The 16,585-nt window shown below is 63.5% G+C and carries 15 protein-coding genes; 3 read left to right on the plus strand and 12 right to left on the minus strand.

Features of this window, described 5'->3' with window-relative positions; translation table 11 throughout:
* Window positions 1–176: 176 nt before the first annotated feature.
* Complete coding sequence (locus ACW5XD_RS08530; RefSeq protein WP_456494511.1) at window positions 177–410, plus strand: HPP family protein; 234 nt, start codon at window positions 177–179, stop codon at window positions 408–410.
* 150 nt (window positions 411–560) lie between these two features.
* On the opposite strand, the gene ACW5XD_RS08535 is transcribed toward ACW5XD_RS08530, so the two are convergent.
* Complete coding sequence (locus ACW5XD_RS08535; protein ID WP_456494512.1) at window positions 561–2,495, minus strand: amidohydrolase; 1,935 nt, start codon at window positions 2,493–2,495, stop codon at window positions 561–563.
* 166 nt (window positions 2,496–2,661) lie between these two features.
* On the opposite strand from ACW5XD_RS08535, the gene ACW5XD_RS08540 reads away from it, so the two are divergent.
* Window positions 2,662–3,345, plus strand: coding sequence for a TetR/AcrR family transcriptional regulator (locus ACW5XD_RS08540; protein ID WP_456494513.1), 684 nt, complete (start codon window positions 2,662–2,664; stop codon window positions 3,343–3,345).
* A gap of 87 nt (window positions 3,346–3,432) precedes the next feature.
* Here ACW5XD_RS08540 and ACW5XD_RS08545 read toward each other — a convergent pair whose 3' ends face one another.
* The 3 genes from ACW5XD_RS08545 to ACW5XD_RS08555 all read right to left on the minus strand — a co-directional run bounded on the left by ACW5XD_RS08545 (window position 3,433) and on the right by ACW5XD_RS08555 (window position 6,501).
* A complete protein-coding gene (locus ACW5XD_RS08545; RefSeq protein ID WP_456494514.1) occupies window positions 3,433–4,686 on the minus strand; it encodes a D-amino acid dehydrogenase in 1,254 nt (417 codons plus the stop codon).
* A gap of 151 nt (window positions 4,687–4,837) precedes the next feature.
* Entirely contained in the window at window positions 4,838–6,358 is a 1,521-nt protein-coding gene (locus ACW5XD_RS08550; RefSeq protein ID WP_456494515.1) for a cryptochrome/photolyase family protein, read from the minus strand.
* Entirely contained in the window at window positions 6,358–6,501 is a 144-nt protein-coding gene (locus tag ACW5XD_RS08555) for a DUF2256 domain-containing protein (protein WP_456494516.1), read from the minus strand. The genes ACW5XD_RS08550 and ACW5XD_RS08555 overlap by 1 nt, the downstream gene beginning before the upstream one ends.
* Window positions 6,502–6,976: 475 nt before the next feature.
* On the opposite strand from ACW5XD_RS08555, the gene ACW5XD_RS08560 reads away from it, so the two are divergent.
* On the plus strand, window positions 6,977–8,362 hold the full coding sequence (locus ACW5XD_RS08560; protein WP_456494517.1) for a tryptophanase: 1,386 nt from the start codon (window positions 6,977–6,979) through the stop codon (window positions 8,360–8,362).
* Between the two features lie 107 nt (window positions 8,363–8,469).
* Here the strand turns inward: ACW5XD_RS08560 and pbpG are convergent, their stop codons facing one another.
* The 8 genes from pbpG to nrfB form a co-directional block, all read right to left on the minus strand.
* Complete coding sequence (gene pbpG / locus ACW5XD_RS08565; RefSeq protein WP_456494518.1) at window positions 8,470–9,390, minus strand: D-alanyl-D-alanine endopeptidase; 921 nt, start codon at window positions 9,388–9,390, stop codon at window positions 8,470–8,472.
* Window positions 9,391–9,732: 342 nt separating this feature from the next.
* Window positions 9,733–10,188 (minus strand): NUDIX hydrolase, encoded by a 456-nt coding sequence (locus tag ACW5XD_RS08570; RefSeq protein ID WP_456494519.1) that lies wholly within the window; start codon window positions 10,186–10,188, stop codon window positions 9,733–9,735.
* Window positions 10,189–10,397: 209 nt separating this feature from the next.
* Entirely contained in the window at window positions 10,398–11,588 is a 1,191-nt protein-coding gene (gene nrfF / locus ACW5XD_RS08575) for a heme lyase NrfEFG subunit NrfF (RefSeq protein ID WP_456494520.1), read from the minus strand.
* Window positions 11,585–12,160, minus strand: coding sequence for a DsbE family thiol:disulfide interchange protein (locus ACW5XD_RS08580; RefSeq protein WP_456494521.1), 576 nt, complete (start codon window positions 12,158–12,160; stop codon window positions 11,585–11,587). The genes nrfF and ACW5XD_RS08580 overlap by 4 nt, the downstream gene beginning before the upstream one ends.
* The gene (nrfE, locus tag ACW5XD_RS08585) at window positions 12,157–14,118 is read right to left on the minus strand and encodes a heme lyase NrfEFG subunit NrfE (protein WP_456494530.1); all 1,962 of its coding nucleotides are present in this window, start codon (window positions 14,116–14,118) and stop codon (window positions 12,157–12,159) included. The genes ACW5XD_RS08580 and nrfE overlap by 4 nt, the downstream gene beginning before the upstream one ends.
* Window positions 14,119–14,267: 149 nt before the next feature.
* Complete coding sequence (gene nrfD / locus ACW5XD_RS08590; protein WP_456494522.1) at window positions 14,268–15,224, minus strand: cytochrome c nitrite reductase subunit NrfD; 957 nt, start codon at window positions 15,222–15,224, stop codon at window positions 14,268–14,270.
* Window positions 15,221–15,913, minus strand: a complete 693-nt coding sequence (nrfC, locus tag ACW5XD_RS08595) for a cytochrome c nitrite reductase Fe-S protein (RefSeq protein WP_456494523.1) — start codon at window positions 15,911–15,913, stop codon at window positions 15,221–15,223. The genes nrfD and nrfC overlap by 4 nt, the downstream gene beginning before the upstream one ends.
* Window positions 15,910–16,509, minus strand: a complete 600-nt coding sequence (nrfB, locus tag ACW5XD_RS08600) for a cytochrome c nitrite reductase pentaheme subunit (protein ID WP_456494524.1) — start codon at window positions 16,507–16,509, stop codon at window positions 15,910–15,912. Before nrfB ends, nrfC begins: the two co-directional genes overlap by 4 nt.
* Between the last annotated feature and the right edge of the window lie 76 nt (window positions 16,510–16,585).

Below are 16,585 nucleotides of genomic sequence, written 5' to 3' on the forward strand. Positions count from 1 at the left end.
ATTTGTTGCTGGATCACAGTTTTGGTCGGTCTCTGGGTACAGAGGTGATGTTTGTATGACTCTCATGAGGCCTTGGCTCACCGATAGTCGGGGGGCTGCATCTGCCTGTGGTATTTGATACAGGGTTATCGCTAAAATTGCGCATTTAAAATAAATGTTATCTTCGCAGGAGCCCTATGCAGTTCAGGGATTTCTTTCCGGCATTGACCAATACCAGTCTCAAAGGGAGTTGTTACGGTGCCCTGGGTGCCTTCGTCGGGCTGTTTGGCACAGCTTTGTTGTGTCAGTGGGGGCTGGGGCTCAAGGTCCATTGGCTTATCGCTCCCATAGGGGCTTCCGCCGTGTTGCTGTTTGCCGCGCCTGCCAGTCCCCTGGTCCAGCCCTGGTCCATAACGGGGTATCGGCGCTGATGGGGGGCTCAGTGCGAGTCTGGTGCCGGACATGGTGGCGACCCTGTTCAATCTCGCTCGGCCCCCAGTCCAAGCAGGGGCCGACGAACCCGCACACAGGTAAACAAAAGGCCCCTTGCGGGGCCTTGTTATTGGCACCTTGGCACAGTTCTAGGGTGTCGGGTAAATGGTCTTGCCCTGAAACACCGTCTGCTCGACCCGGGTGCCGGCGATCTGCTCCGGCGTGCCGGCCTCGACCAGGGTAAACAGATCCCGGTCGAGCACGATGAAGTCGGCGGATTTGTCCGCCTCGATGGAGCCGGTGATCTCCCCCTGGCGCACCGCCCTGGCGCCGTTGATGGTGTAGGCGGCCAGCATCTCGGCCAGCGAGATGCGCTGGCTGGCACGAAATGCGTCGTTGCTGCCGGCCGCCCGCATGATGCCGGCGGCCATGTTCTCAAACGGGCGGGGATCCCGGCTGTCGACTGGCGCGTCGCTGCCCGCCACCAGGATGGCCCCCGCCTTGCGGCTGCTTTCGACCGGATAGAGGGCTTCGTGCAGATAGCCCTGAGGATCGTAAAGTGCCTCGCTCAGGGGCTGACCGGCCTTGGTTGGCTGGATGAAGGGGGTCACCAGCATGTCGTAGGCGAGCTGGGGTGTGGTCCAGGCGAAGGTAAAGGTGAGATAGAGCCCGAGCTCCCCCAGCCTTTTCTGATCGTCAGGGTGCACAACCTGCAGATGGGCAAGGGTGTGGGGAATGCCCCGATCACCGTTGCTGGCACGGGCGGCGACCAGTGCATCGAGCCCGACCCGGGTGCTGCGGTCGCCGATGCTGTGCATGTGGATGCCGAAACCGGCTCCGTCCAGTGCCGTGACGTAACGCTTCAGATCTGCCTCCCGGTAGTTGACTATGCCATTGCTGCCGGCATCCTCGCTGTCGGCGGTGATGGTGACCTGGCCGCTGTCTGGATCCAGCGCCAGATGGGGATTCTGGTAGTTTTCCAGCATGCCGGCGTTGGGCAGGAAGGGGGGTTGAGTGAAGGGATCCCCCTCCAGCACGCCATCGAGGAAGATCTTGACCGCATCTGCCTTGATCAGGGGGTTGCCCGCAAAGGCGCTTCTGACCTGAGTGGCCTTGGCCAGGTGCCCCTCTATGTCCAGCTTGCCGCTGTAGTCATCCTCGTGAAAGCAGGTGGCAGCGGTGATGCGCATCTGCAGTAGCCCCCGTGCCTGCATGCTGAGCAGGCGTTGGCGGATGAAGTCGGTGGCACAGGCGTCCTGTACACCCGTGATGCCGCGCGACGCCATCAAAGTGGCGATGGCCGGCAATATCTGCTCGTACTGGGCGGCGGCCCGCTCGTCACTGGCGCTCAGTACACCGCTGTCCGGCACAGGGATGGCACTGCGGGCCCCCTCCCGGATGACGCCGCTGGTCAAGTCCACATAGGGGATGAACCGCTCGAACACCCCGCCCGGCGCCAGGGTGGTGGGGTTGAAGCCCACCTGATTGCCATCCTGATCTTCGGCGCTGGCCAGTGCCTGCGAGTTGTAGGCGCTGGCGTGACCGTCCGCCCCGAGCAGCACCACAGGGTTGTCCGGCGCCACGGCATCCAGGGCGGCCAGCAGGGTGGCATGAGTGGCGGTCGGGGTATTGCCGTCATAGGGCGACCATTGGTTGACCACCAGCCAATCCCCGGACGCCGCGGCATAGCGGGGCAGGCACTCCCTGACCTTGGCAGCCAGCTGATCCAGGTTGACGCTCTGGCCGTCAAGATCGCACATGGGCAGTGCCACCGTGCCAAGCAGGTGGATGTGGTTGTCGTGCAGGCCGGGCAGCACCATGCGCCCCCGCAGATCCACCTGGCGGGTGGCGCTGGTCATGAAGGGGCCGGCTCCCAGGCGCGAACCGACGTAGCGGAACTTGCCATCCTCGACCACCATGGCCTCGGCCAGGCTGCGTTGTCCGTCCTGGGTGTAGATCTTGCCGTTGAAGTAGAGGGTGCTGGCAGCACCCGGCTGGCTGGTGTCCTGCTGACAACCGCCGAGCAGGGTAACCGTCAGCAGGGTGCCAAGCCCCCAGCGATACTTGCGTTGTTTGCCATCCATTGCGTGCTCTCCTCGTGTGATTGCAGTGATTACTGCAAATATGAGCACCCTTGTTTATTGCAGCTGCGCCGAAAAATGCCAGCGATTACTGCATTATTTTTGACTTGTGTTTACCTTGTCGCATCATGTAGTTATGGCAATCAGTCATCATGACGGGAGAAACGGGATGGCGGAACATTCGTTGCCGGATGGGCTTTGCATGCGGCGTCAGCCCAGGCAGCAGCGCAGTCAGGAGGTGGTGGTACGCATTGAGCAGGCCACCTTGGCGCTGCTGCAGGAGCAGGGGTTCACGGCCCTCAATACCAATGCCATCGCAGCCCGCGCCGGAGTGGGCATCAAGTCGCTCTATCACCTCTATCCCAACAAGGAGGCGATTATCTGCCGGTTGGCGATGGACTGGCTGGCGGCGGTGTGCGAGGCGCAGGCGGCGATCCGCCAGCAGGCCGATGACTGGCCGCAGACCCTGGCCATGCTGGATCAGGCGCTGGACGCGCTGGATGATCGCTTCGTCGGTTACGGGGCGCTGTGGCAGGCAATGGACCTCATTCCGGCCCTGCATGGGCTCGAGCAGGAGCACGAGCGTGGCCAGCTGGCGTTCTGGCACGAGCGTCTGCGCCATTTTGGCTGCCGCTGGCCCGAGCCCGAGCTCACCACCCTGATCCGTTACTTCTACCGGACGGCGGATGTGGTCAAGCAGTGCGCCAAGGAACAGGGAAGGCAGGGGGAACCGATGTGGCGGCTGCATCGCTACTGGCTGCAGCAACTGGTGGCGAGCGCCATCGCCGAGCCGGATCCCGCCCGGGTGTGGCAAGCGCAGCCCGGTTTGGTACTGGGTGCCGCCGCAGAATGAGAAACATGATCAGAATGAGTTGAATAAGATGGGGGAGTGCCAGGCACTCCCCCATCTGGTTAGCGGTAAAGAGACGGGCGATGGCATTCAGCCGTAGCGGGCCAGGGTGAGCCCTTCGTCGCTGATGGCGGCTGTGCTGCCACTGATGAGATCTGCCAGCAGCTGGCCAGAGCCTGCCGCCATGGTCCAGCCCAGGGTGCCGTGGCCGGTGTTGAGCCAGAGCCCGGGGATGGGGCTTGGGCCCACCAGCGGGGTGCCGTCCGGTGTCATGGGACGCAGTCCGGTCCAGAAGTCGGCGCGGCTGATGTCGCCCCCCTCGGGGAAGAGATCGCCGACCACCATGGCCAGGGTGTCGTGCCGTTTCGGGTTGAGGGCCAGGTTGTAGCCCGACAGCTCCGCCATGCCGCCGACCCGGATCCGCTCATCGAAACGGGTGATGGCCACCTTGTAGGTTTCGTCCAGCACGGTACTGCGCGGCGAGGCCTCGGCGTTGATCATCGGCAGGGTGAGGGAGTAGCCCTTGACCGGGTAGACTGGCAGATCGAGCCCGAGCGGGCGCAGGAACCCGGTGGCATAGCTGCCGAGGGCACAGACGATGGCGTCGGCCTTGAAGCGTTGCTCGCCGGCCCGCACCGCCACGGCGCGTCCCTGCGCCAGCTCGATCTCGTCGATGGCGCAGTTGAACACGAACTTGACCCCAAGTCGCTGCGCTTCTGCAGCCATGGCCTTGGTGAAGCGGAAGCAGTCGCCGGTCTCATCGCCCGGCAGGCGCAGGCCGCCCACTATCTTGCCGCGTACCCGGGCCAGCGCCGGCTCTGCTCCTTCACAGCCAGCGGCATCGAGGGACTGGTAGGGCACGCAGTACTCTTCCAGCACCTCGATATCGCGCTTGCTGGCATCGAGCTGGGCTGTGCTTCTAAACAACTGCAGAGTGCCGAGCTGGCGCCCCTCGTAGTCCAGTGCCAGCTCGTCACGCAGCAGCTTCATGCAGTCGCGGCTGTATTCGGCCAGACGTACCATGCGTCCCTTGTTGACGGCGTAGGCCGCTGGAGTGCAGTTGGCGAACATCTTCAGCATCCAGCGCAACTGGAAGGGATCCGAGGTCGGTCGCACCGTGAAGGGGGCATGTTTTTGCAGCAACCATTTGGCGGCCTTGAGGGGAATGCCGGGGGCCGCCCAAGGGGCCGCGTAACCGGGGGAGATTTGGCCGGCATTGGCGTGGCTGGTTTCAAGCGCCACCCCGTCGCGCCGCTCCAGCAGAGTCACCTTGTGACCCGCCTTGGCCAGATACCAGGCGCTGGTCACGCCGACCACGCCACCACCGAGCACCACTATGTCCATCTTGTCTCTCCTTGACTGGGGCCATCACCATAATCAGCCGCCACAGGATATTCAACCGACGTAGATATAATTGGGATATATATCTATTTACATTTATTTAACTGGTTTTCAATGTTGAATTTTGTGGACTTGTTGGCGTTAGCTGTGGCAGTCAAAGCTGCTCGAGATGGATCAGGTGATCTTCTGCCGTCGCCAGGATGGCCTGCTGCTGTGCTTCTGGCTGGCCATCCCAGTTGGCATAAGGCAGCGCGAGGCGCGGGTTGCCGCCCAGCTTGTCCCGATGGCGCCATAAAAAATGCCAGTAGAGGCTGTTGAACGGGCAGCTGTCCGGGCCGCTGCGGTCCTTGACCCTATAGTGGCACCCCTTGCAGTAGTGGCCCATCCGCTCCAGGTAGGCACCGCTGCTGGCGTAGGGTTTGCTGCCCATCAGGCCGCCATCGGCAAACTGGCTCATGCCGCGGGTGTTGGGCAGCTCCACCCACTCGATGGCATCCACATAGATACCGAGATACCAGGCATCCACCTCGTCAGGATTGATCCCCGCCAGCAGGGCAAAGTTGCCGGTCACCATCAGCCGCTGGATATGGTGGGCGTAGGCGTGCTCCAGAGACTGGCGAATGGCATGGCGCACGCAGGCCATTCTGGTTTCTCCATGCCAGAAAAACCTGGGTAGCGGCCGCTCGGCCTCCAGAAAATTGGTGCGCTGATACTCGGGCATCTTTGCCCAGTAGAGGGCGCGCACGAACTCGCGCCAGCCGAGGATCTGGCGAATAAAGCCCTCTACCTGCGCCAGGGAAATGGTGCCCTGATTGGCCTGCCAGTGGGCTTGCGCGGCGCGGATCACCTCGAGCGGGTGGAGCATCTTGCTGTTGAGTGAAAACGACAAGCGGCTGTGAAACAGGCTCCAGCCCCGCTCGCTCAGGGCATCCTGATAGCGGCCAAAGTGGGGCAGGCAGTGCGCCAGAAAATGTGCCAGCAACTCGCGGCTCTGGCGTCGGCTGATGGGCCAGGGCAGTCTGCTGGCATCTGCCTCGCCAATGGTGCTGACCCCGTGGCGGGTCAGCATGGCGTCAATCTCGCTCACCTTGTTGGCAAAGGTGAGGGGAGCCGGAACGGGCTGGCTCTTTGGCAGTTTGGCGCGGTTTTCGGCATCAAAATTCCAGCGCCCGCCAAGGGGTTGGCCGTGTTCATCGAGCAGCACCTGGTATTGCTTGCGCAGGGCGCGGTAGAAGAACTCCATCCGGCTGTGGGGATAGCGCTGCCAGCCATCGCGGGGGGTGAGAAAATGCTCGCTATCCACCTCGCGGGTCGGGATGGCAAGGCCAGCCGCCCATGCTTGCAACTGGCTGGCTAGGCGCCACTCATCCGGGCTCTGCCAGGCAAAGCTGCTTGCCTGATGTTGCGCAAGCTGGGCGGCCAGCAAGGTGGGCAGGTCGGGCCAACGGGTGCTCTCATCAAGGGTCAGGTAACAGACGTGATGGCCCGCTTTGGTGAGGGCTGCGGCGAAGGCGCGCATGGCGGCAAAGAAGGCCAGCACCTTCTGGTGATGGTGGCGGCAGTAGTCGGTCTCCTGGCGCAGTTCAGCCATCACATAGCAGACCGCCGGATCCGGCGTGCGAAACCAACTGTGGCTGGCGTTGAGTTGATCGCCGAGCAGCAGGCGCAACTCCATCAGGTTTGCTCCCCTTTATGGCTGCGGCAGCGTTTGCTGCAGTAGCGCACAACTTCCCAGCTGTGCGCCCACTTGCGCCGCCAAGCGAAAGGACGCTGGCAGACTAGGCAGATCTTCTCGGGCAGATGGGCTTTGCGGTGCATGGGCGCTTCCTGGCCTGGATGATGAATGGAGTGAACAGCAGGTTGGGAGCTTAACGAAGCGGGGAGCTGGGGGGATCACTGTTGCCCGTATCGAGTCGGATGAATGGGCGCTTTGTGAGCAGGCGCACAGCCCGACGGTGCGCCTCTTGTCTGCCAATTAACCTGCCGTTAACGTGGCGAGGCTGCCTGCTGGCAGCACCCATCAATGGATCTTATTGGCCACCGACTGTTTACAACCAACATGGAGGGGAGTGATGCCAATCATGACAGCAACGCCCCGGGCAGCTTGCCTGCTCGCCCACTGGTATACCCAGGATCCCATTCTTACCTTCGACTTTCCTCACTGCTGAAAGGCGGCCTCTTCGCGCTAGTACCCCCACGAGCGAAGGCTCTCTGCCGGACGAATTATTCGTTGCGGCCCCTGTGACAACCTCTTTATTCAATGCACTGGCCGAGAGCCGGTGAGGAGTTTTTTATGCGTCGAATTCCCGAACCGTTTCGTATCAAGATGGTCGAGCCCATCAAGCAGACCACTGGCGCCGAGCGCCGTGCCGCCCTCGAGGCTGCAGGCTGGAACCCCTTCCTGCTGCTGGCCGAGGATGTCTATATCGATCTGTTGACCGACAGCGGTACTGGCGCCATGTCGGATCGCCAGTGGGCCGGCATCATGATGGGGGACGAAGCCTATGCGGGCAGCCGCAACTTCGTCGAGCTAGAGCGCACGGTGCGCGAGATATTTGGCTACCAGCATGTGATGCCCACCCACCAGGGGCGAGGGGCGGAGCAGATCCTCTTCCCCGAGTTGGTCAAGCGCTGCCAGGGTAAGGCACCTGTGTTCATTTCCAACTACCACTTCGACACCACCAAGGCCCATGTGGAGTTGGCCGGGGCGCGAGCCATCAACCTGCTCACCCCGAAAGCCCTCGACACCACGGCCCCCTACGCCTGGAAAGGGGATTTCGATCTCGCTCGCCTGAGCGACACCATAGAGACAGTGGGGGCCGGCAACGTGGCCGGGATTATCATCACGGTTACCTGCAACAGCGCCGGTGGCCAGCCGGTCTCCATGGGCAACATGGAGGCCGTGGCCGAGCTGGCGCGCCATCACCAGATCCCGGTGGTGATCGATGCCGCTCGCTTTGCCGAGAACGCCTGGTTTATCAAGACGCGGGATCCGGCGTTTGCCAACGCCAGTATCGGCGAGATAGTGCGACGAATGTTTGCCCTGGGGGACATGTTCACCATGTCGGCCAAGAAGGACGGGCTGGTCAATATCGGCGGTCTCTGCTGCTTCAAGGAGGATCTCGACCTGTTTCGCGCGGTGCAGGTGCGCTGCGTGGCGATGGAGGGGTTTGTCACCTATGGCGGCCTCGCCGGGCGGGACATGGCGGCGCTCGCCATCGGCCTGCGCGAGGGGATGGATGAGGAGTATCTGACCTATCGCATCAGTCAGGTGGCTTATCTCGGTGAACGGCTGGCCGAGGCGGGCATCCCCATCCAGACCCCCACCGGCGGCCATGCGGTGTTCGTTGATGCCAAAAAGCTGCTGCCCCATATCCCGGGGGATCAGTTCCCGGCCCATGCCCTGGCCTGCGCACTTTATCTGGAAGGGGGTGTGCGCGGGGTGGAGATAGGCTCCCTGCTGCTGGGGCGCGATCCCGCCACCGGCAAGCAGGAGGCGGCGGACTTTGAACTGTTGCGTCTCACCATTCCGCGCCGGGTCTACACCCGGGATCACATGGACTACGTGGCCGACTGCCTGATCGCGGTGAAAGCGCGGGCCAGTGGGATCCGCGGCCTCACCTTTGACTATGAGCCGCCGCTGCTGCGCCATTTCACCGCGCGGCTCAAGCCAGTCTGAGCGCCTGCACTTCGGCGCCGTAGCCTGCGGACTTGCTCACAAGGCTCAACAACAAAAGCCCCCGCACCTAGGTGCGGGGGCTTTTTTGGCGATGATTGCCGGGAGCGTTACTGGCTGCTGAACAGTTTGGTCTGGGGGCTGGATTGCGCAGTCAGGCTCATGCGGCCCGAGGTTTCCAGCCAGGATCTGATCCGTTTGGCATCGGCCACCCGGGCGTTGGGTGTCTCGGCGTTGAGCAGCACCAAGATGACTGGCTCATGGTTAACTTGAGTTGCCATTACCAGGCAACGACCCGCCTCGCGGATGTAACCCGTCTTGGAGAGGGTGACGGGCCAGCTGCCTTCACGGACCAGTCTGTTTGAGTTGAGGTAGTGCAGCTGGCGCTTGCCGTTGCGCACCATGCGCTGATCGGTGGAGGAGTACTGACGAATGAGTGGGTAGGCGGAGGCGGCGGCCACCAGCTTGGCCAAGTCATGGGCGCTGGAGACGTTGCGAGGGGTGAGGCCGGTACTGTCGGAGAACTGGGTACTCCACATGCCGAGCATGCGTGCCTTGGCATTCATCGCTTCGACAAAGGCGCGCTGGCCGCCCGGGTAGTTTCTGGCCAGCGCCGAGGCGGCGCGGTTCTCCGACGACATCAGGGCGATGTGCAGCATGTCGGCCCGGCTCAGGCGCGAGCCCACCGCCAGTCGCGAGCCCGTGCCCTTGAGGCGATCCACGTCGGCCATGGTGACGGTCAGCATCTCGGAGAGGCGCTGATTGGCATCGAGCACCACCAGCGCCGTCATCAGCTTGGTGATGGAGGCAATCGGCATCACCCGGTTGGCGTTGCGCTCCGACAGCACTTCACCGGTACGCGGGTTGGCCACCACGAAGGCGGCCGAACTCAGCGTCAGATCGTTGCGCTGTTCCAGAAAGCTGGCGGGGGACTGGGATGTGGCCGCAAACGGATTGGCCTGGGCGCTCTCCATGCTGACGGGAACGAGGAAGGCACCGAGCAACAGGGTAAGAAAAGGGCGAGTAATCATGATTTGACGCTACCGTACGACTGACAGGGATATTTGGCTAAGTTATATGACGGTAATTGACGCTTCACAACGTCTAATGGCCCGATATTTCCATTTTATGGGATCTTTCGCCTTTAATTGCGCCTGTTGACGGCCAAATGGCGATCCGATCCGGGCAACACACAGCCATGGGCGAGTCTGATGATCATCAACTTCACCGTCATGGTGGCGCACCATATGCCTGTTATGGCCACGGGTTACCACTCTTTTTACGTCTTATTGCGCTTCTGGGGGCCTAACAGTACGTTAATCTCCCTTGCCGTTGAGCAAGCGGCGCCGTCCGGGTTGAGAGTCCCTGTATTTTCAGGCCATTGTCGCCACTCGCATCAGCGCCGAGGGCGTGTGCTCGACAAAATAGTGCCAGACATGGTCATAGAGCGCCTGCTGGCCGGGAAAACTGACCAGCCCTTTGGCCTCGGCCAAGGTGCACCAGCGATATTCGGTGTGTTCGTCATTGAGCACCACCCCTTGATGGGGCGGGCAATAGATCACAAAAACAGGCACCACCATCACAGTATTCGAGGCCGCCTCGTAAAACTGTTCCAGATATTGGCCGTTATACAGGTCGGAAACGGCAATCCCGGTCTCCTCGCCAAACTCGCGCACTATGGTCTGCCAGCCGGTTTCACCTGCCTCGACCGTGCCCGCCACATGGCACCAGAAGCCGCCCTTGACCCGCTTCATCAGCAGCAATTTGGTCTCGCCATCGATTTCCGATAACGCCACGCCGGAGACGGCGTGACAACGAATGGGGATCATGTGTGCACCTTGTCGTTGTTGAATCAGGGTTTGCATTATGGGGTTGAGCCATGGCGTTTTTGCAAGCAGCAAAAATGGGCAAGCATGGCACTGATAACACAATGAACCTCCGTGATCGCCGGCCATCGGATGGCGTGGTTCGGTCGCCTCTTGATCTGAAGATGGTGACCCGTCCAGCGAGGGGCCGCCCGGCCATCTGCCATGTTTCGTCATCCTCCCATGATGCGGGCGGTCTGAATGGCCTGGATCAGGGCCGCACGGTTGATGCGGGTGCGCTCCTCGTCCAGCAACTGCTGCCAGAGGGCGATCGCCTGGGTGTAGCGGCCGTGCAGGAAGTGATCGGAGGCGAGCAGCATCAGGGCGCTCACCTCGCCCTTGTCCTGTTTGAGCGCGCTGCCCAGCAGGCGCTGCGCCTCGGGGGTGAGCTGCTGGCCCGCCTGGTAGTAGAGCACGGTGGCCTGGGCGGCCTGGGTCGCCGCGCTGGCGCCCCCTTCTTGCAGGGCGAGGCGCTGGTAGGCGAGCAGGGCGTTGGCGTACTCGTCCCGATAGAGATAGAGCTGGCCGAGCGCCGCCCAGCCGCCGAGATCGGCAGGGTTGGCTTGCAGACGCTGGTGCAGGGCGCCCAGCTCCTTGTCCTGCAGATCCCGCGGGCTCAATCCCGCCAGCGGATCGGGGCGCGACTGATAAGCCTGCCACGCCTGATAGCGGCCGGTGCCGGCATAAATACCGGCCATCAGCGCCAGCAGCAGGGCCCCAAGCAGTATCCAGGCGCGCAGCCTAAGCTGCGGACGGGCGGTGCGATCCCTTACCAGTCGGTCGCGCAGAGCCTGCTCGGCGGTTGGGGTGGCATTGGCGAGGCGGGCCAGCTCCAGCTCCCGGTAGAGGCGGCTGTGAGGGGCGAGCCCCGCCTGCTGCTCGGCCATGATCAGCCGGTTCAGCTCGGCTCTGGGGTCGTGGGCGAGCGCCCCCTCGGCGCTGTCGCCGATAAGTGGCACCCGCGCCGTTTGCCGGCGATACAGGCTCCTGCGCAGGCGATTGAGCGCCAGCAGCAGCAAGAGGGCGGGGCCGCCCCACAGCAGTGCCGTGCTGCTCTTGAAGGGGGGATCGTAGCGCACGAAGTCGCCGAAGCGCTCCGTCATGCGGGCGATCACCTGCTCATCGCTCTGTCCTTCGTCCACCCAACGGTAGACCTCGAGCCGCAGATCCCGCGCGATGGGGGAGTTGGACTCCACCAGGTTCTGGTTCTGGCACTGGGGGCAGCGCAGGGCGCGGGCCAATTCCTGAGCGCGGATCTGCCGCTCGGGGTGGCGAAACTCATAGGTGTCGACCCCGCTGGCAAGGGCCCCGAGGCTCAAGGCCAGCAAGAGCGGCGCGATCAGGGCGTGGCCGAGACGGCTCATGGCTTGCTCTCCCGCACTTGTCTCTCCGCTTCGGGCTGGCTGGCGGTGTTGCTGCGGGCCTCGGCAAGCAGGGGGGCAAACTGGCGTTGCCAGATCTCCCGAGTGAGCAGGCCGGTATGACGGGTCAGCAGGGTGCCGTCGCCGGCGAAGAGATAGGTCTCCGGCGTGCCATAGACGCCGAGCTCCAGCGCGAGTCGGCCGTCGGGGTCGGCCAGCACGGCGCGATAGGGGTTGCCAGCCTGTGCGAGCCAGGCGCGGGCGGCATCCCCCTTGTCTCGGTAGTTGAGGCCGTAGAGGGGCACGGCGCTGGCCAGATCACCCAGCAACGGATGCTCGGCGCGGCAGTTGGGGCACCAGCTGGCCCAGACGTTGAGCACGAAGGGCTCCCCCTTGAGTGCTGCGGTGTGGATGGGGGCGCCACCAAGCAGATCGTCACTCTGCCAGGCAGGCAGGGTGCGCCCTGCGACGGCCTCATCCTGGCTGTAGGGGTTGTTGCCAAGGCCGAGCCAGAGCAGGGCACCGAGCCCCAGGGTGAGCACGAGCGGCACGAACAGGCGCAGACGAGCGTTCATAAGGACTCCTGTTCAAGCCGAGGGTAGGGGGCGGTAGCTGGGGCTGGATGGCTAGCCAGCAGCGGCCGGCGGGCGAGCAGGCGGAGGGTGCCACCCGCCATCATCAACAGGCCACCGAGCCAGATCCAGCGCACCAGCGGCTTGTAGTGCAGTCGCATGGCATAGGCGCCGGGCCCCATCTTCTCGCCGAGCACCACGTAGAGATCGCCGAGCATTCCCCACGCGATGCCGGGCTCGTTCATGTTCATGGTGCGCACGCTGTAGTGACGCCGCTCTGGGGTGAGCCTGTCGACCTCTTTACCGTCCTTATGCACGCTGAGAGTGATGCGCTCGGCGGTGTAGTTGGGGCCGATCAGCGGCTCGCTCCCCTCATAGCGAAACTCGAAGGCGCCGAGCCGATAGGGCTTGTCGGCGGCGAGTACTGCCCCCCCCTCCTGACTGTGGTGACTCACCTGCGCAATGCCGAGGGCGCACACCGCCACCCCGAGGTGGGCCAGCAGGCTGCCGAGCCGATTGAGGGTGAGCTCACGCAGCGACGTCGGTTGCAAGAGCGGGAGCAGCAGGCTGGCCATCAGCCATAGGCCCAGCACGTTGGCCGCGAGCCCCAGCCAGCCGCCCCGCAGTGGCTCGGGATAGGCGAGGCTCAGCAAGGTGCCGCCCAGCAAGCCGAACAAGCATGGGAGCAGCGCCTTGATGCGGCGCTGGGCTGCCAGATGCTGCCAGCGCAGGCGCGGCAGCTGGGTCATCAGCGCCATCAGGCAGAGGGCCAGCGGCACGAAGATGGTATTGAAATAGGGGGCGCCCACCGAGAGCGAGCCCAGATGGAGCGACTGGAACACCATGGGGTAGAAGGTGCCGAGCAGCACGCTGGCGCAGGCCACGCTGAGCAGCAGGATGGCGGCGCCGAGCAGCCCCTCTTTTGACAGCAAGCCAAAGCGGGCATAGGGGGCGCGAATGTCCGCCCGCAGGGCAAACAGGGTGAGGGCGCAGGTCAATAGCAAGCCGAGCAGCAACAAGAGGGTGAGGCCTCGGCTGGGGTCCACCGCAAAGGCGTGCACCGAGGTGAGCACCCCGGAGCGCACCACGAAGGTGCCGAGCAGGCTCAGCGAAAAGGTAAAGATGGAGAGCAGCAACACGGCGTGGCCGTAAGCGCCGCGCTTCTCGCACACCACCAGGGCGTGCAGCAGGGCGGTGCCGAGCAGCCAGGGTAAGAGGGAGGCATTTTCCACCGGATCCCAGAACCACCAGCCGCCCCAGCCGAGCTCGTAGTAGGCCCACCAGGAGCCCAGCACGATGCCGGCGGTGAGAAACACCCAGGAGCTGAGCGCCCAGGGGCGGCTCCAGTGGGCCACGGCGCCATCGAGCCGACCCGAGTGCAGCGCCGCCATGGCGAAGGCGAAGTTGACCGCAAAGCCGACGTAACCGAGATAGAGCAGGGGCGGGTGGATGATGAGGCCGATATCCTGCAGCATGGGGTTGAGGTCGCGCCCCTCCAGCGGCCCCGGGAACTGGCGGTCAAACGGGCTGGAGAAGATCAGGGTATAGAGGCCGAACAGCCCGACGATCAGCCCCATGATGGCCAATACCCGTGTTGTGATCAGCGGATCGACCCGCTTGGAGCAAAGAGCCACCAGAGTGCCCCACAGCCCCAGCGCAAAGACGAAGAACAGCATGGAGCCCTCGTGACCGCCCCACACGGCCGCCAGCTTGAAGCCAAGGGGCAGGGCGCTGTTGGCGTGCTGGGCCACATAGACCAGGGTGAAGTCATCGAGGCCAAAACAGCCGGCGAGCAGCAGCAGGGCGGCCAACAGCAGGAGCGCGACCAAGAGGGCCAGCGGTGTTGCGCAGCCCAGCAGCGGGCGTGAGGCGAGCCGCAGCCCCAGCCAGGGCAGCAGCCCTTGCAGCAGGGCGAGCCCGGTCGCCAGCAATAGTGAGAGATAGCCGAGCTCCGCCAGCACATAACCTCCAGTCAATCATTCGTCTATGTTATGCCGCAGCGTCTGCACCGTACCGGCGCTGGGGAATAACATCCACATTGCTGGCAACAACCAATCGCAACAAATAAGCGCCAGTCACCCGAGGGTGGCTGGCGCTGGTGATCATACCGTTATACGACTGTCATTTGACCGGCATAAAGCACGAAGTAGCGCAGCAGCAGGATCCCCACCAGGGTCAGGCTGCAGACCAGCACCAGATAGCCATTTTTGGCCCGCAGCGGCGCGGGGGCCAGCAGGGCCAGCAACTGGGGCAGCAGCATGCCGATGCCCACCACCCCGAGCCAGAACACCTGAGCCCAGAAGCCGCTGCCGATGGCGGCCCACATGGCGGCCTCCTTCTGGCCGCCACCGAAGTAGAGGCCGGTAAAGAAGCAGACCAGCAGCAACACCTCCACCGCCAGCACTGGCCGCTCGAAGCGGTGCACAAAGCTCACCCCCTGGCTGTGATGGTTCTCCTTGAACAGGGTGACCGCCAGCAAGATGGTGGAAGCGATGCCGGAGCTGACGCCGGAGATGAGGAACAGCACCGGCAGCACCGGGTTGTTCAAGAGCGGATAGGTCTTGAGCGCGGAGAGCAGAAAGCCGGTGTAGGCCCCCAGCAGCACGGCAAGCAGCAGCAAGAGCGGCGCCAGCAGCCGCTCGATGCGGGCGAGCCAGCCAATCAGGCCATCCACAAAGGCGAACTTCTCTTGCAGCAGGTGACTACGCAAGGTCTCGATCTCGGCCCGAAATACCACCGCCAGCCAGGCAAACAGCACAGCCATATAGACCTGAAACAGCATGACCCCCATGGACATCACGGAGTCGAACTGGTAGTGGAACATCAGCTTCCAGAAGGTCCAGGGGCGGGCCAGGTGGAAGATAAGGATCAGTAACCCCAGCACCACGCTCACCGGCGCCAGAATGGCGGTCGCCTTGATGATGCCGCTCTCGCTGCCGGCCCCCTTGCGGCGCAGCAGCACCGAGAGGGTGGTGGCCCCGGCGGAGATGCCGAGCAGAAAGAGATAGATGGCTATGGGCCAGTCCCAGACAAGTGAAGGGAAGTGAAACGCCTCTTGTATGGTCATGACTTTATCTCCCCTTTGGGCACGCGGTACATCTTGGGCGAGGTGCCGAGTGCCTGCTTGTAGCGATAGGTGGTCTCCTTCACCAGCCGTTTGGCGATGGGGCTGTCCGGGTCATCCAGATTGCCGAACACCAGCGCCTTGGTGGGGCAGGATTCCACGCATGCCGGCTCCTTGCCCGCCGCCAGGTTAGTCTTGCGGCAAAAGTCGCACTTATCGGCAACCTTGGTCACAGGGTTGATAAAGCGCACCTGATAAGGGCAGGCGGCCAGACAGTACATGCAGCCGACGCAGAGATCCGGGTTGACGTCGACGATGCCATCCTCCTTGCGGATATGGGAGGCACCGGTCGGGCAGACGTGCACGCAGGGAGCGTTGTCGCAGTGCTGGCAGGACTTGCGAAAGAAGTGGTACTCGGCATCGGGGAAGGTGCCGATGGGGCCGGAGCGGATGATCTCGAGGCGCGAGACCCCCTCTGGCACCTGATTCACCTCCCGGCAGGCATCCATGCAGGCGGTACAGCCGATGCAGGCCGTCTCGTCGTGGATCATGCCGTAGCGGACCCCGTCGATGGTCTGGCTGTGGGCGAGGGGGGTGGCAAGGGAGCGGGTGTTGGCACGAGCAGTCCCCGTCATCATGATGAGGGCCCCCGCGCTCATCCCCGCCATGAAGTGACGGCGAGAGCAGCTCATTGTGCCTCCTTGCCCGAGGTGATGTTCGCCTTGGCCGCCTTGACGGCCTCATGCTGCTTGCTGTGGCAGTCGACGCAGAGCTTGATGCGGGACTTCTCCGGAATAGCCACCATGGGCTCCTTGGCCGGGTGCAGCTGGTGGCAGCTGGTGCAGGTGAGCTTGGTGGCGTGCACCTCGTGGGCCCAGAGCGCCTCGCGCAGCGTTTTGGGTTCGTGACAGCTCATGCAGACCCCGTTCTGCTCGGCGATGGGGTAGCTCTCGGTACTCTGTTTGTCCTTGAAGCTGTCGCTAAAGCGCATCACATCCTTGACCCCTTCCCGGTGTTTGGGGGAGGGCTGACCATGGCAGTTGGTGCAGGTGACCGGCGCCAGGTTGTTGGGGTTGGTCGCCTGGCCGTGCTTGCCGTGCATGCCGTACGCCTGCTCCTTGTGGCAGTCGGTACAGGCGGCATCGGGATTGCGCAAAAACTCCACGTCGTGGGTGGCGGGGAGGGCCGCAGGCGCGCCAGCCGCATCGGCGGCCTGGCCCTGCAGGCTGGTCAGCAGCATGGCTGCCATCAGCATCAGTCGTAAGAAATCCATCGTTAAATCACCCATAGGAAGCCTCCATCCGGCTGCGGGGGGCGCCCCCCCGGGCCCCCCCCCCCGCGGGTGTGGGGGGCCGGCCGCCCCC

The sequence above is a fragment of the Aeromonas enterica genome, assembly GCF_054052465.1.